This window comes from Alicyclobacillus sp. ALC3 (assembly GCF_028751195.1).
In the GTDB taxonomy this organism is placed as follows: Bacteria; Bacillota; Bacilli; order Alicyclobacillales; family Alicyclobacillaceae; genus Alicyclobacillus_L.
Window position 1 is genome coordinate 2,519,435 of the sequence record NZ_CP066784.1, and the last position, 15,313, is coordinate 2,534,747.

The 15,313-nt window shown below is 53.1% G+C and carries 17 protein-coding genes; 6 read left to right on the forward strand and 11 right to left on the reverse strand.

From position 1 onward, the window contains the following. Positions 1-104: 104 nt before the first annotated feature. From JC200_RS11950 to JC200_RS11980, 7 genes are all read right to left on the reverse strand, one after another. On the reverse strand, positions 105-929 hold the full coding sequence (locus JC200_RS11950; protein ID WP_274431928.1) for an SDR family oxidoreductase: 825 nt from the start codon (positions 927-929) through the stop codon (positions 105-107). Then, entirely contained in the window at positions 901-1,626 is a 726-nt protein-coding gene (locus tag JC200_RS11955) for an acylneuraminate cytidylyltransferase family protein (RefSeq protein ID WP_274431929.1), read from the reverse strand. The genes JC200_RS11950 and JC200_RS11955 overlap by 29 nt, the downstream gene beginning before the upstream one ends. Then, positions 1,623-2,528 (reverse strand): Gfo/Idh/MocA family protein, encoded by a 906-nt coding sequence (locus JC200_RS11960; RefSeq protein WP_274431930.1) that lies wholly within the window; start codon positions 2,526-2,528, stop codon positions 1,623-1,625. The genes JC200_RS11955 and JC200_RS11960 overlap by 4 nt, the downstream gene beginning before the upstream one ends. Beyond that, entirely contained in the window at positions 2,525-3,637 is a 1,113-nt protein-coding gene (locus JC200_RS11965) for a nucleotidyltransferase family protein (RefSeq protein WP_338000171.1), read from the reverse strand. Before JC200_RS11965 ends, JC200_RS11960 begins: the two co-directional genes overlap by 4 nt. A 58-nt stretch (positions 3,638-3,695) precedes the next feature. Continuing rightward, complete coding sequence (locus JC200_RS11970) at positions 3,696-4,442, reverse strand: DUF6385 domain-containing protein (RefSeq protein ID WP_274431931.1); 747 nt, start codon at positions 4,440-4,442, stop codon at positions 3,696-3,698. 147 nt (positions 4,443-4,589) lie between these two features. Then, positions 4,590-5,192, reverse strand: coding sequence for a DUF6385 domain-containing protein (locus JC200_RS11975; protein WP_274431932.1), 603 nt, complete (start codon positions 5,190-5,192; stop codon positions 4,590-4,592). Positions 5,193-5,392: 200 nt separating this feature from the next. Then, complete coding sequence (locus JC200_RS11980) at positions 5,393-5,524, reverse strand: hypothetical protein (protein ID WP_274431933.1); 132 nt, start codon at positions 5,522-5,524, stop codon at positions 5,393-5,395. A 230-nt stretch (positions 5,525-5,754) separates the two neighbouring features. On the opposite strand from JC200_RS11980, the gene JC200_RS11985 reads away from it, so the two are divergent. The 4 genes from JC200_RS11985 (at position 5,755) to JC200_RS12000 (ending at position 9,074) form a co-directional block, all read left to right on the forward strand. Then, a complete protein-coding gene (locus JC200_RS11985) occupies positions 5,755-6,027 on the forward strand; it encodes a hypothetical protein (RefSeq protein ID WP_274431934.1) in 273 nt (90 codons plus the stop codon). Further along, a complete protein-coding gene (locus JC200_RS11990) occupies positions 6,017-6,322 on the forward strand; it encodes a hypothetical protein (protein WP_274431935.1) in 306 nt (101 codons plus the stop codon). Before JC200_RS11985 ends, JC200_RS11990 begins: the two co-directional genes overlap by 11 nt. Then, positions 6,315-8,204 carry a motility associated factor glycosyltransferase family protein gene (locus JC200_RS11995; RefSeq protein WP_274431936.1) on the forward strand — a complete coding sequence of 630 codons (1,890 nt, stop codon included), beginning with the start codon at positions 6,315-6,317 and terminating at the stop codon, positions 8,202-8,204. The genes JC200_RS11990 and JC200_RS11995 overlap by 8 nt, the downstream gene beginning before the upstream one ends. Before the next feature lie 165 nt (positions 8,205-8,369). Further along, a complete protein-coding gene (locus tag JC200_RS12000; protein ID WP_274431937.1) occupies positions 8,370-9,074 on the forward strand; it encodes a sulfotransferase family 2 domain-containing protein in 705 nt (234 codons plus the stop codon). Positions 9,075-9,418: 344 nt separating this feature from the next. On the opposite strand, the gene JC200_RS12005 is transcribed toward JC200_RS12000, so the two are convergent. The 3 genes from JC200_RS12005 to JC200_RS12015 all read right to left on the reverse strand — a co-directional run bounded on the left by JC200_RS12005 (position 9,419) and on the right by JC200_RS12015 (position 11,806). Further along, positions 9,419-10,459 (reverse strand): mannose-1-phosphate guanylyltransferase, encoded by a 1,041-nt coding sequence (locus JC200_RS12005; RefSeq protein WP_274431938.1) that lies wholly within the window; start codon positions 10,457-10,459, stop codon positions 9,419-9,421. Positions 10,460-10,478: 19 nt separating this feature from the next. Continuing rightward, the gene (locus JC200_RS12010) at positions 10,479-11,465 is read right to left on the reverse strand and encodes a GDP-mannose 4,6-dehydratase (protein WP_274431939.1); all 987 of its coding nucleotides are present in this window, start codon (positions 11,463-11,465) and stop codon (positions 10,479-10,481) included. 140 nt (positions 11,466-11,605) lie between these two features. Beyond that, positions 11,606-11,806, reverse strand: a complete 201-nt coding sequence (locus JC200_RS12015; RefSeq protein WP_274431940.1) for a hypothetical protein — start codon at positions 11,804-11,806, stop codon at positions 11,606-11,608. 580 nt (positions 11,807-12,386) lie between these two features. On the opposite strand from JC200_RS12015, the gene JC200_RS12020 reads away from it, so the two are divergent. Both JC200_RS12020 and JC200_RS12025 read left to right on the forward strand, forming a co-directional pair. Continuing rightward, entirely contained in the window at positions 12,387-13,022 is a 636-nt protein-coding gene (locus JC200_RS12020) for an acetyltransferase (protein ID WP_274431941.1), read from the forward strand. A 25-nt stretch (positions 13,023-13,047) separates the two neighbouring features. After that, positions 13,048-14,175 carry a DegT/DnrJ/EryC1/StrS family aminotransferase gene (locus JC200_RS12025; protein ID WP_274431942.1) on the forward strand — a complete coding sequence of 376 codons (1,128 nt, stop codon included), beginning with the start codon at positions 13,048-13,050 and terminating at the stop codon, positions 14,173-14,175. Here the strand turns inward: JC200_RS12025 and JC200_RS12030 are convergent. Continuing rightward, on the reverse strand, positions 14,163-15,266 hold the full coding sequence (locus JC200_RS12030) for a glycosyltransferase (RefSeq protein ID WP_274431943.1): 1,104 nt from the start codon (positions 15,264-15,266) through the stop codon (positions 14,163-14,165). The two genes, JC200_RS12025 and JC200_RS12030, sit on opposite strands and share 13 nt — an antisense overlap. Positions 15,267-15,313 lie beyond the last annotated feature (47 nt).

Below are 15,313 nucleotides of genomic sequence, written 5' to 3' on the forward strand. Positions count from 1 at the left end.
TGTGTGCGCCGACCTCTTCGCCTTCGTTTTCCGGCGCTGTGTACGCGAGCCGAGCAGCTCTTGAGTGACTACTGGAGTGACCTCTTGAGTGGCTACTGGAGTGACTACCAGGCACTCAATCCGCCATCAACAAACAGATTCTGGCCAGTGATGTAGCTCGATGCAGCAGAGGCCAGGAACACCATTGGACCCACCAAATCTTCCGGTCTCGCCATTCGCTGCAGAGGGACACGCGCACTGTAGCGGTTCACGAATGTATCGTTCTGGCCGCTTTGAACACCGCCCGGGGTGATGCAGTTGACCCGGATACCGTACCTGGCCCACCGCGTAGCAAGGTATCGGGTCAAACCGACAATCCCCGCCTTGGAGGCAGAGTAGACAGCGGGAGTGTTGATGCTGACACCGAGGTAGCTGGAGCCTTCATAGATGCGGTCGTCTGGCCCGAGCAAGCCGTAAATCGATGACATCTGGACAATCGAACCGCCAGTGCCTTGGGAAATCATTTGGTTTCCGACAGACTGAGCGACGAGAAATGCTCCGTCTAGATTGACCGCGAGGATGTCGCGCCACTGGTTGAGTGTGTAGGTTTCGAAGGGCGCGAAGAACGAAGCTACGTCGTTCGACTTGCTAGCCGCGTTGTTGATGAGGATGTGCAGCCCGCCAAGTTCTCTGACTACACGCTCGGTCATGCTGCGAACAGACTCCGGTTCCGCTACGTCGCACCCGACTCCCATCGCCGGATTACCGTACTGGCGCGCCACCTTCGCTGCGAACTGTGTGCACTTTCCTTCGTCGAGGTCGACCACCACGACAGATGCACCGCGCTCAGCCAACCCTTCACAGAACGGTCGCCCCAGTATACCGAGTCCGCCTGTCACTAAGGCGACTTTGCCGAGCAGGTCAAATGCACTCTTGTCCGTTAGGCTCATGAAGACACCTCCCATTCCACAGAAACGATACGACCGCGAAGTCTAGTTCGGAGTCGATGTCCAGCGACCGCTCCGGAGGCATCACATACAGCCGGGTTTGCTCGTGAAACAGGATATCGGAGTGCATGAGGGTAACACGCGTCCACACGTAGATCGAAGCGTTCAGGTCGTACGTCTGTGGTGCGTCCTGACGGCGAACAATCTGCTGTGTGGGTGATTTTGCCAGGTGCACCTGGCCACATGGGTCAAGTTCGACCATGTTGAAGTACGGCGACCTCCGCGAGGGTGTGCCCGTAAGCACATTGTGGGCTCCTGTTTCCTCCAGAAGTTGAACAGCTGCCGCGATGTCTGCCGGAGTCCGCAGGGGTGAAGTGACATCGAGGTCGACGACAGTGTCGAAGGCGTGACCCGTTCGCTGCTCGACGTCACTCGCACAGTGCCTGATAGACGGCAGCTTTGGCGCCACGTCCGTGGCTAGCTCAGGTGGACGCCGCACCAGATAGGGGACACCGTAAGTCCTTGCGATGCAAAGGATTTCCTCGTCGTCACTGCTCACGGCAATGGCGTCGAACAGGCGCGATGCGCGCGCTTGCAAAATTGAATGTGCGATGAGCGGCGTGCCGCCGAGTTCTCGGACGTTTTTGCCAGTCACACCCTTCGAGCCCCCGCGGGCGCAGATGGTACACAGTCGCTTCACCGAGTCACCCACTTTCCTGTACTAGCGGACTGTTCCGCAGCATCTATTAACTGCAAAGTGACCAGCGCTTCTTCGACGGTGCACAGTGCAGAGAGGTCGCCTGTGAGCACCGCTTCGTGTTCGGCCCGGTAGGTTGCGTCAATTGAGCTAGGCATGTGCTGTACGAGGTCGTCCACTTGTAGCGTGTCGTGAATGAGGCACGCTCGGTATGTGTGTCTGTCCGTATTTACGAGAATCTCTCGCCGCTTTGCCCGGTCGAGGTAGTTGATCTGTATGCTGACGAGAGGGCAGCGGTTCGTTGCTATGAGCAGTCCATATGTGTCGTCACTGTCGATCTCGAGCGAACTGTACCGCCCGCCCATTGCTGCAACGCGCTGCCAGTGTCCAAACAGGTGCAAAGTTGCATCGAGTTCGTGGCTGAGGTCGCGTAAAACGCCTCCCCCTTCTGCTCGTCTCGCCGAATACCCGAGCCGATAGTCTTGTCTTCGCCAAGTCGGTAGGTACTGTCCAGCGTAGACCTGTGCTGAGATTATGCGTTCGAACTGAAGTTGTGCGCAGAGTGCTCGCATGACCGGATGAAACCGCAGATTATATCCGACAAAGACGCGACCAGTTGCTGTCGAGTCAACTGGCAAAGGGGTATGGAACAGAGGTTTCTCGACCAGCACCGTTCCGTCGTACCCTCGGTCGAGCAGGGTCATCAATGTGTTCCGATGTTCGTGTGTCCGGTTTGCGATGACTACGTAATCCGGCTGCAGTTGTGTCAACGCCGCCGCTGTGCTTCTGTAGATGGAGCTGTCCATGCGATGTCGACTTACCAAAGCGGTATCATGGCCCAGTTCTTTCAGAATTCGCATGTGGCGGCTGCCGATTGATCCACATCCAACGACTAGAGCCTTCATCCAAACACCTCATCGTACTCGTTGTTTGCACGCAGGTAGTCGTCCATACGACCAATGTCTAGCCAATACTCCCGAATCGGGAAGGTAGAGACGGGGAGGTCATTGGCCAGCAAGAGTTGCAGGAGTTCGGTCATGTCTGTGCATGTATCCTTTGGAATGTACCGCAAGACTGCGGGATCAAGCACGTAGACACCAGCATTAACGAAGACTCTCTGCGCTGGTTTTTCGACCAGCCGCCGCAGCCGATGGTCGTCAATCACAGTGACACCGTACGGGATGCGGTATGTGTATTCTCGTACGCAGACCGTGGCGATGCTGCGATTCTCCGCATGAAATTGCAACAGGTGGTCGAAGTTGACGCTGGTCAACAAGTCACCGTTAATGACGAGGAACGGGCTGTTCGGCGCCTCGGGGAGCAGCGACAGTGCACCGGCTGTTCCGAGTCGTTTGCGTTCCCGCAGATACTCGATGTTACTCCCCCACTTCTCACCGGTGCCAAAGTAATCCTCAATCATTTCCGCCTTATAGTTCACTGAGAAGAAAAATTGGCGAAACGAATGGTCGATGAGGGATTTTAAGATGGTCTCAAGAAGTGGCCTGGGTCCGACTTTGAGGAGGGGTTTTGGGCACTGGTCCGTGAGTGGTGCCAGCCGGGAGCCAAGGCCGCCAGCCATTACGATCGCCCAATTTGGGCGGGGGCGAGGGGGGAGAAAGTCTTCGAGCAGCGCTAGGCCAAGCACGCGAGTCTCACTATCGACAACTGGAATACGGCGAAGACCGCGTTGGACCATGAGTACATATGCAGTCGATGCACAGTCTGCATCTCCAATCACGGTTGGACTGCGATTCATGACCGAAGCGACGGGGTCATCGAGGGAGGCATCGCGCAACAAGGCGCGCCGAATATCTCCATCAGTGATAGTCCCCTGCAACCGGGCGTCAGGGTCCACCACGAGCGCAATCTGCCGGGCGTCTTTGTCAATGACCTCGATAGCGCGACGTATCGACGTGGACGCGTCAACCAAAATTTCGCGGCAGTCTCGCATCCCAACCACTCCCTCGTGTTCGTTGACCGGAGCTGAACCCGTGCCCAGATGATGCCGGTCCACCCGCGCACCCCTGTCTTGGCAAGGTGTCCTTCAGAGACAGGGGTGCAAATCAATTCGCTCATACGTGTCCTTGAGCAAAAGTTTGTAACGTGCTGCCAGCAGCGTTGGCTTTTTTGGAGGCGATGCGGGTGAAGGCTGTAAACTTACCAGGTGTAAACGTGAAAATTTTTCCAGCCGTGAGGGTTTCTACGTTGGAACCAGGGTCATCGTACCAGTTGGTACCATCGGCACTGAGTTGAATTTTGGCGTTGACGTTCCCTGCGGCGCTTGAATTTCTGACCGTAAATGCGAAGGCGGACAACTGCAACACATTTTCCGTAAAGCCTGCGAAGTACGTTGCAGTCGACGAGACCACGTGTGTGGATTGTGTGCTGACCGTGGCGCGACCGCCGAGTTTCACGAAGGCAGCTGTTGAAGCGGTGGATTGGACCAAGGTCATTCGCAGCAGAGAAGCTAGAGACTGGAACACGCGGGCGCGCAAATTGGATTGCGCCGTCTGCACAACGCCTGCTTGCAGCAGCGAGTGCAGGGACTGGAACACGCGGGCACGCAAATTGGATTGCGCGGTCTGCACAACGCCTGCTTGTAGCAGGGAGTGCAGAGACTGGAAGACCCGGGCGTGCAAATTCGATTGTGCAGTTTGCACGGCGCCTACCTGCATCAGCGAGTGCAGGGACTGGAAGACGCGGGCGCGCAGGTTGGTCTGCGCAGTTTGGAACACGCGTGCTTGTAGATTGGATTGCGACGTTTGAAAGACTTGACTTCGTAGCGTGGACGCGACTTCTGAAAATACCTTTGTTGACACGGTTGTCATCTCCCTTGCAGTGATGAAATCAAAATATGGTGGCTGTCCAAAAGATTGTAGGTGAATGGCTTGGGTATGTACCTGTTTTAGCGCGGATTGTGAGACGTCTGTCACGAAACATCAAAAAATGGGCGAAACACTGTAAGGTTAACCGACGGCTTGTGCCTGGAATACGATATGAAGTTTCGTTTGCTCGTCTGAGGAAGAGGAGCGATACAGTAAGCGCACATACTTTGAGAACAGCAAAGGGGTGACAATCACCACTTGATTGGCTGGTATCGTGATTGCGCCTTCGAGGTCCTCTGCGAGATTTTCGCAATCCGTGCCTACCTGGACCACGACTTTTGCGTTAGCAGAACCAAGGTTGTGGACCAGGTAGACATACTTTATGGCGTGGCTGACGTCCTGAAGCGGTAGGGGCGCAAAGTCATGGGTAGCCACGACGTTCCGCGTGTCCTCTCGGAATGTCACGTTGCCATGATGTGAATGGACGCCTGGACTTGTCAGCAGGCGTCCCTTGCGGTCCACGCGAACGGGAATCACGGTTCCGTGATACTTCCCAAAGACCTGTGCACGCTGAATGGGTGATGGCTTCGGTGCGTTGCATCGACGCCGTTGACGATGTCGATGGCAGGGGGAAGAGGTCTGCTTGTCAGACGAAACGTTGACTCGAACGCAGACCGTCTTCTTAATCGGGCACACCTCAACCTTGACCCACGGCCGAGTGGCTTGATGGCGTGTGGATGCCAATGCACTCACCTCATTGAAAATCAGCGTTCCATCAAAACTTCCACCATGCTATGGCCGGAGCGGGACAGAGGTAACCACGGATGCCTAATTGGCGGGGACAAGTGAGTGGGAAGTTCCTGCTTTAAGGGTCGCAGGGCTGACCAGCACGTGAGTCCACGTCCTCCAGGGAAGCGCAGACTCACGTACATCGTCAGTGTTTCTTATCTGTGGATCCTGCGAAGGGTGTGCACCGCGTACGCAATTGCTTGAGCAGCTGTCGTGTGACGCTGATCGAGCAGGCGCTGTCGGATGCGAAGCAAGTCTCTCTCCGCTGTGATGAGTCGACTAGGCATTGAGTTTCCCCCCTTTCATTCGGTGTTCCAACCACCATACGTTTTCAGGAATTGAAAGTGTGGGACGAGTGGGTGTAGCGAGTCAGGAAATGGGCTCGAGTGTATAACGCAACGTCCACTGTTTGCAGCCCACGTGCCTAATGGCTAAACCTCAGCGGGGCGGGCGTCCACTCGCTCCATCGAGGTGCAGTATATATTGCTAGTGGATTAAGCGGGAAGGGGGAAGTGCTGTGGAGCACGCTTCGGAGAACGAGCGGGCCAACCTAGAAGCTAGACTCCGCGGGTCTGTGGAAAATTGGTACGCATGGCTGACATCGAAACCGGATGTGTTGTTTTATGCAGAGGACGTACAAACCATGCAAAGACCTGTGGCTTATTTTCATCAGGCCAACGAGTGGTTGAGCCGGACGACGATGTTAAACGCTGACTGGTTTTTTCAACAAGGTTCGGATATCGTCATGAGCCGCTGGAAAAAGGGAGAATATGATGCCTATGACACCTGACACAGACGCGCTCGTCACCTCTATCGAAAAAGGTTGTGCTTCGTGGCGTCGGGGTGACGACTATGAAGGACTCGGGTACTTTCAGCAAGGGTGTCTGGTATGGCTTGACAAGTTGGATGTGGATGCGAGTGAAGGCGACGGGAGCCTGTCGACGGATACGCTCTTCGCCCTAGTCCAGGGCTTGGAAAAGGTGTTGGACTGTCTTGCAAACCGGGACACAATCTATGCAACGGATGTCCTAGAGTATGAGGTATTGCCAGTCTTGCAGGCACAGAGGTGGTCAAACCATGGATAATCCAATTCTGACTGACAACATCGACAGCCTGCCAGAACCTCTGAGAGGGATATTACGAAACTTTGAGTTTGCCAATGGAGCAGATGTGTCCACAGTGCTTGGGGAAAAAGGATGGCCTGTCGGTGTTGTGCGTGTGGGTGGCAACGAGGTGCACACGAACAGTTTCGTTGACCCCTGGGTTGAGGCGCAGCACTGGGCAGAGACACTCGATTACAAAGACGTATTCGTTAGCTTTATCTATGGGTGCGGGTTCGGCTATCCGCTGTTAGAGTACGCAAAACGCAAAAAACTGTATACGGAGACTGTGGTCGTTGAACGCAACATCAGCTTGTTTTACGCCATGCTCACCCGGATTGACATGCGGCCAGTACTGACAAACCCCTCCATCCATTTTGTCGTTGGCGACCTTGAGCAGATTAAGACTCAACTCGCAGCCGTCATTACGCCTGAGTTTCTGCTCCGAGCGACTAAACCGGCTGCATTTTTCACGTGGCTTGCGCACCGCAATCAGAAGCGAGAGTACCTGGATATCCACGAGTGGGTATTGAATACCTTGGAATTACACTTAAGCAGTGTGGGGAACTCCGTTCACGACACCTTAGTTGGTATGTACAATACACTCGATAATGTCGATGTAATTCTCGACAGTCCCCGATTGACAGACGTCCAACGATGCTTTGCGGGTCGCCCAGCTATCATTGTGTCGAATGGTCCATCCCTTGACCGGAATGCGGATTTGCTCAGTGAAGCCGTCGGCAAATCGATTCTACTGACAGCGGAATCGGCGTTGCGCCCGTGCTTGCGCAGAGGCATCATTCCGGACGGAATCTGCGTGACCGAGCGCACCCCAAACGTGTACCATATCCACTTTGAACAAGAAGATATCCCTGAACAACTTGTGATGGTCGGACTCACTTTAATGGATCCGCGGATTCCCCGGACATTTCCCGGCTCGTGGCTACCAGTGTTTCGTAGTGGAGAGTCGACGGGACGGTGGATTCAGCAGGCCATCGGGAGTGGTGAGGTCGGGCTCAACGGTGGCGGTTCGTCAGCGCACCTTGCGTTCGAGTTTGCTCTGTGGGTTGGCGCAAATCCCATCATTTTTGTCGGGCAAGATTTAGCGTTCGGACCCGACCAGCAGACCCACAGCCAGTTATCCGCTTACTCCGAAGACTACTTAGCCGACCAAGTTCGGCTGTTGCAGTCGCAGCCCGCGTTCGAGGTCAAGGGGGTCGACGGCGGTTACGTCAGAACAACGAAAATATGGTACGAGTTTAAAACCTGGTTTGAACAACGGATTCGTCAACACCCGGATACCCGTTTTATCGACGCCACAGAGGGAGGTGCGTATATCGAAGGAACGGAGTTGATGACACTGCGGGAGGCCATTGACCATTTTTGTGTGGAGCCCCTGCAGAACGATTTACGCTCTTGTCTGCCTATGCCCGTACAAGGTGGTACTGAACGAGCACGGGCGTATCAAAATCTGTTGGCGCAAAGTGTGGAAATCCGAGACAAATTTCGGAGTCTTGCACAGCGGGCCGAGGCAGACATCCGTGACTGCGCGATGGTTGAACGGGCATGTGCGCTGCACGAAAGACACTCTGGAGTTGAACTGCCAGCGTTTGTGGAATCTTTGTTCCAGAAAATCACGAACGCGTTTCGAGTCTATGCGGTGGATGAAGACGTGGTGCCGTTCACTCAGCAACTGATCTTTGCGACACACAAGCGTATCAACGACATCGGCGAGGTCGACTCAGTGGAACGGCTGAGACAAGTCGCGCGATTACAGCGTCAAATGTTTGAGTACCTGAAAAAAAACTGTAGCTTAGTGGCGGAACACTTCGATTTGGCGAGAGAGCGCTTGGTGAAGCGCTCATGAAGGCAGAGTCGACGAATCGGAACAGAGGCCGTTGAATCTGTCTTGTTCGCGTAGCTCAGGTTCGAAGGCGTGGTTTAACGTACACACTATGCCTGCACGTGCCCACCTATGGGCGTCTGTATACGATGATGATAGCAGGTGTAAGCGGGGAGAGAGTCGTTCAATATGATAAATTCAACGGGAGACTATACAGTACGGTCCGACAGTGACCTACTCACCTTTATGCACATTCCAAAAACAGGTGGAACAACACTGACAAACATCATGTGCCAACAATATCAAAGTAATGTGAAGTACAGTTCGATGAAGTATGGTGCGGAACCTTCTGGTGTCGTGAACCTATTGGCTGAACTAAACTGTGCAGAAACACTTTCAGGTCATTTTGCCTACGGGGTGCATCGCTACATTCCGAGACAATGCAGTTATGTCACCATACTGCGGAATCCAATCGAGCAGGTTGTGTCGTGGTTTCACGTTCGCAACAAGAGCCCATTCTACGATCCATACGAGGACCCGATTGAAGCCTATGTCGAAGACCCCCGACTTGAACACGAGAACTTATGCATTCAGACTCGATTTGTGTCTGGAAACATGACTATGCCCAATCTGGAGGATGCGAAGTACAACTTAAAACACGGTGTGGAAGTATGCGCTATCCTGGAACGGTTCGATCCGTCGCTTGACCTTCTAAGACGTGAGTTTGGCTGGCAGTACGTCAAGTATCAAAGGGCGAATGTAAATCCAGACCGGCCGTTGATAGCGAGTCTCTCGAAAAGCACAGTCGCAAAAATCAGCAAGAAGTACGAGATGGACATGGAACTCTACCAGTACGCAACCCAACTGCTTTTGGAAAAGCTCCGTGATCTGTAACCGTTCATCGTGGCATGAATGATGTGCCTCGGGGATGCTGGTTGAATCAGGCGCGGAGCCGAATCGGACCTTGGGCTGCAAGGTCACCGTCGGTGCCAACCGTACCCCATCTCCCCACTTTGCGGATAGCGCGATCAGAAGCTACCGATGGACTACCCGGAATGAACCACATGAACGTACACGACAGTTCCTGTCTTCGAGCATACGTGGCAGAACTGTGGGCGCGCATGAATTCAAGCATGACCCGTTGACAAAGAAATTAAACAGCCGCCTTAGACCGTGAGACCTAAGGCGGAACACATCTTTCGCCGCTGGACGGTTTTTCAGTGGTGGTTCTAGCCGAGTCAGAGATAGTTGTCGTAATTCCGCTCAGAAAGAAAATCGACGAGTTGCTTTAACTGGTCTTCGTGGTCTCGACTGCATACGAGCAGCGTGTCCCCTGTCTGTACGACGATGAGGTCATCGACACCGAACAAAGCGACTAAACCGCGTTCGCTCTCGACCAAACACCGATGGGACTCATGCATCACCACAGGTGCTTCGTCTTGGGTTCTGCGAGAGGAGAGCGTTTCGATGAAGGAACTCCATGTGCCTAGGTCGGTCCATTTGAATGTTGCAGGAACCATGTAGATGTCGGTTGTCCTTTCAACAAGGGTATATTCGAAGGACTGTTTTGGTTGTTGAATGTACCACTGTCTCAACGATTCATCGTCAAGTTCCTGCCAATGCGGAGTCAGTCTGGTTATCTCACGATACGTTGTTGGAAGATGAACTTGAACCAGTTCTTCTAGGGTCGAAAGTTTCCAGATGAAGATGCCTGAATTCCAATAGATACTGTTGTCCTGCATGTATTGACGCGCGGTTTCAAGGTCCGGCTTTTCAACGAATTGATGCACTTTGAAGCCCTGCCCCACAGTTTGCGTTCGTGTTTGAATGTAACCATAATGAGTCGACGGATACGTCGTTGGTACTCCGATGGTTACTGTGCCACCCGTGTCCGCAGCCAATTCAGTCGCGTTCTCTAGGCATTGCACGAAACTTACCGTGTCCTGAATGTACGCGTCGGTGGGCAAGATGACGATGACATCATCCGCTGCAATGCCCAGGACGTGTGATGATAACAGGATGTAGGCAAGCGAAGCCGTCGTGCTGTGTTGACAGGGTTCGATTATGATGTGGTCGACGTTTACAGCAGGAATTTGCTCTCGCACGTGCTGTGCATATTCTGGTGTAGTGACAACATATAGATGTTCCAGATGGACGAACGTCGATAGTCGGTCCACGGTTTGTTGCAACAGTGTCTTGTGCCCTGTGATTGGCATAAACTGCTTTGGCAATGTCTTTCGGCTCTTTGGCCAGAGTCTGGTACCCTTCCCGCCAGCCATCAGCAGTACCCTTACAGATTTAGTCATATGGCCTCTCGCCAGTCGTTCGTTCTGCTCTGAGCTTGTGGCGCCAATAGTCCAGCGTGTCTTGGACGGTTTGTTCGAGTGGTATCGTGGGCCTCCAGCCTGTACGAGTCGATAGTTTGTCAAAACCGGCCATCAAAAGTTCGACGTCGGATGGACGGAGGCGCGTGGGATCAACTTTGACTTCAACATTCAAGTCCGTCAGCTTCAGTAGTTTGTCAACACACTCTTGAATGGTCCAGGACAGGCCAGTTCCAATGTTGTAAACCTCTCCAGGTTCTCCTTTCTCCAGCGCAAACCAATACGCTCGCACCACGTCACGCACATCGGTGAAGTCGCGCTTCGCCTGCAGATTTCCGACGTGCAAGACTGGTTCTCGTAGCTGCATTTCCATTTCAGCAATCTGCTTTGCAAAGTTCGATAGCACAAACACCTCACCGCGCCGGGGCCCCTCGTGATTAAATGCCCGAGTGCGGATGATGTGAAGGCCGTAGCTCCTGAAGTATTGGTAGCCCAGGAAATCTTGCGCCACTTTACTCACGGCGTATGTGCTAAGTGGTCTCAGAGGGTTGGTCTCCTGGATAGGTGATTCCTCCGGTAAAACCAGACCATACTCCTCGCTGGAACATGCAATCTGCATGCGCACATTCTTGTCAAGACGACGAATCGATTCCATCAGATTGACCTGCGAAATGACGTTGTTTGTCAGAGTGTCCGTCGGTGAATTCCAGGACGTCGGGACGAAACTCTGCGCCGCTAAGTGAAAAATATAGTCAGGTTGGACGGTATGCAGCATTTCATGTACCGAAAACGCGTCGCGAAGTTCGCACTCCACGAGATGAATGTCACCAAGGATGCCTCGTATATGTTCCAGCGGACTGCGTATTCTTCGTGTTCCGTAAACCTCCACGCCCTGCTTCAACAGGAACTCTGCCAAATGACTTCCAGTAAATCCTGTGATGCCAGTAATCAAGGCTCTCAACTTGGAATCCTCCGTTCCGTCAGCGATATCCATGCGTGCGGTCTTACTAGTCATACTGTCTTGTTACGCGTATTACAGTAGATGAACAGGGAACCTGATTTCCTAACTAAGTGCAGGGGCGGGCGACCCAAGCACAAGCCTTATTGTGGAACGACGACGTATTCGATGTTTGTCGTGGGGATACGTAGCAGCAGACCAGGACCATACGGGCCGTATGGCTCTTGCACTTGGATGTACGAAACTGCAACATCAGTCAATGTTCCGGAGAAAACTGTTCCACCGGTTACTGTGACGTCGACCACCCGACCAATATACTCGGCAAGCATTGACGTGAACGTCATTTCGGAGAGCCTCCGTCCTCTATTAAGCTGCAGAAGTGATTTTGCTATACGGAATGATCAAAATGTCCCATTGCTTTCAATGCTTCGACCGCATTAGTGCCAGCAACCGTAATCCTACCTGAGATGGATTCCGCTGCCGTCGTCACGGTTACTACTTCTCCGCGGACACTAGCCGCGGTAAAGAACGCCTCCAATGCCGGGTTTGCTGCCAGCCCACTTGCCCGTTTCGAGGATGACCATTTCTCCCGATCTGCAGCCGATTCACTGTTAAAGTGCCCGCTTCGATGGGACGTGTTCGCACGATGTCTGTGTTGAACACTCGAACGCATCCTCCCATATGGCCCGCCGACTCCTTCCACGATTCTCTTCCTTCATCGGCATACTACGGTGCACGGATGAGACGTGCTCGGGCATGTACCTAACTTCATGGCAAGTAACCATACAAATGGGAGGCTATCCTGATGGATTGACCGAACAAACTGTACTGATGCCGTCTCAGTACGGTCAGTCGGCGGATAGTATGGTCGAGAGTGCATCAGTGTTTCGAAAGTATCCTGACTTGTGAAGAGAGGAACGAAACATGCCTGAAAGAGTCATCATCCTTGGGGCGGGTGGGCATGCAAAGGTGATCGCCGAGACCCTGCGTATGAACCCTGACTATGAAATTTTAGGTTGTTTATCCGAAAAAGGGATTTATTATATCGGAGGTAGGCTCCGAGTTATCGGAGACGACACGCTGCTTCCTACACTCTACAAAGACGGTGTCCGTCAGGTGGTCATTGGGATTGGAGACAATCGAGTCAGACACGAACGAGCAAACGCGGTGCGCCACCTCGGCTTCAGTCTCTTGAATGTGATTCACCCAACTGCCTATGTCTCGGAATCTGTCACGTTGGGGTCAGGGGTCGTGATTATGGCGAATACCGTCGTGAACACGGATACACGCATCGATGACAACACCATCATCAATACGGGCACCACTGTCGATCACGACTGTGTGATTGAGGACTCATGTCATATTGCACCTGGGTGCACTCTCTCAGGCGGCGTTCGTGTAGGTGCTGGAACATGGCTTGGCACGGGAACAAGTGTCATCGACCACATTTCGATTGGTGCCTGGTCAGTCATCGGGGCGGGCGCAGTTGTTGTAACGGACCTCCCCTCTGATTGCATCGCATACGGAGTTCCCGCACGCGTACAAAGGTCGCTGAAATAATTACTCTTCGGAGGGGTGGTTCAGAGTGTTTAACTCCTATCCCGTATCGGCTCCTACGCTGAATGGCAATGAACGTAAGTATGTGATGGACTGCGTCGACTCGACGTGGATATCTTCAAAGGGAGGATACATTGACCGATTTGAAGAAGAACTCGCCACATTTTGCCACGCAAAACATGCCATCGTCTGTAGTAGTGGGACAACGGCACTGCATCTCGCGCTGATGGCCTATGACGTTCAGCCGGGGGATGAGGTGATGGTTCCCACGTTGACCTTTGTTGCGACCGCAAACGCGGTGACGTACTGCGGAGCCGTTCCCGTCTTCGTCGACGTCGACCCGGTCACCTGGAACATGGATGCCGCTCTGGTTGAGGCCAAGATTACCCCAAGGACCAAAGGCATAATCCCTGTTCATCTGTACGGTCATCCAGCCGATATGGACCCGATTCTGACAATCGCCAGGAGGCACGGATTGTTTGTCGTGGAGGATGCGGCCGAGGCGATTGGGGCTCAGTACCGGGGACAATCCGTCGGTTCAATTGGTAATGCAGCGATTTTTAGCTTTTTTGGAAACAAAATCATTACGACCGGTGAGGGTGGGGCCGTCACAACCAACGACGACACCATTGCTGCGAAGGTAAGACTCCTTCGGGACCAAGGGATGGACAGGGCCAAACGCTACTGGTATCCCACAATTGGCTACAACTACAGAATGACGAACGTACAGGCTGCGATTGGGTGTGCTCAACTGGAGAGAATTTCATGGCATATCGAGCAGAGGACTCGGGTCGCGAAATTGTACACCGAGTTTCTCAACGAGTGCCAAGATGTGATGTTGCCACGCGAGCGGGAATGGGCCAAAAGCGTTTCTTGGATGTTCAGTATCGTGCTCCAGTTCGGCTCGGAGGTTTCGAGAGATTCCATGCAGAATCGTCTTGCAGAAGTGGGGATTGAGACCAGACCGTTCTTTTACCCAATGCATAGGTTGCCCCCATACGCCCACCTTCACGAGAATTCGGAGTTTCCGGTCGCTAACCGCATTTCAACCCGCGGTCTGAACCTTCCAACCTATGCAGCACTCAGACGAGAGGACATTGACTACATCAGCGGCCAAGTCAAAGATGTCGTATCAGAGCTGAGTCAGTCTGAGTGATTCGGTGAATTTCCAGGCGTCACTCTCGCCGCCAATGCCAGATACTCCTTGGCCACATGTACCCATGTGCGAGTCAAAAGGGGCTTGATGACTGCCTGTTGCCTTTCAAACAACGCTGGCTGAGGGTGGAATAGGTCTGCTATCGAGTGCTCCATCTCATCGAGATCACAGGGATCAAAGCTTGGAAATACGCTGATATCCGCCAGTAATTCCTGGATTGGTTCAATCCGGCTGAAAGCGACAGGGGTATCCATCAACAGGGATTCGAGTATTTGAAACGGGAAACTGCCCTCAAACAGTGTGGGTACGACAGTCCCCACCGCGTATTTGAATAAGGACGGTAAATCACTGGCTGGAATGCGGCCAACGAAGATAACGTGATTTGCAACATCGCGATAAACCCGAAGTAAGGATGATATTTCAGACTTCAGGGGGCTGTTCATGTAGTGGTCGGTGAGGACGAGGTGATACGTAGCTGCACAGCCCGTCTGTGACCGCAGGTACCTCAGGAAAGCTTCAATTAACCTCGGATGATTCTTGTGCAGACGAATAGCAGATGGATAAACAAGATAGGGTCTGGACAATCGATACCTATGACGCAGCGTCGCCTCGTCGAGTATCTGCATCTGTTCGTATTCCTCGGTAGGTGCAGCGAGTCTTATCATTTCGGTTTTCGAGTCAGGTAACTGCAGTAACCTACCCTCGTTGGTCCTCGTGAAATTAGAGGAAAAAACGACTGCCGCCGCTTCCTTTGTCATAGATTGGACGGTCTTGTCAAATCTGCTGAAGTAGTCGGGAAATCGAGGAACGTACACGGACCGGAAGTGTTCGTGAACCAAGTCATGTAGACACAAGATGAACGGTTGCTTCAACTCCAGGGCAAGTTCTAATCCGACGTACGGAACCAACCATGCATCAACCTGGAGGTGTTGGTTCACCCAGTTTAGGTTTTTCCTCGGATTGAATGGGTCGCACTCGTAAGTGAACAGGCGTGCTGAGTACCTGGATTTGATTCGATGAAGCAGTTGTTCGACGTTTTGAGCGTTCAGTTTGTCGACGACCAGTCGAAGGGTCAGTCTCTCGTTGGCCATGAGCATTCCTTCCACAATCCGCGCGGTAAAACGTCCTATACCTTCAC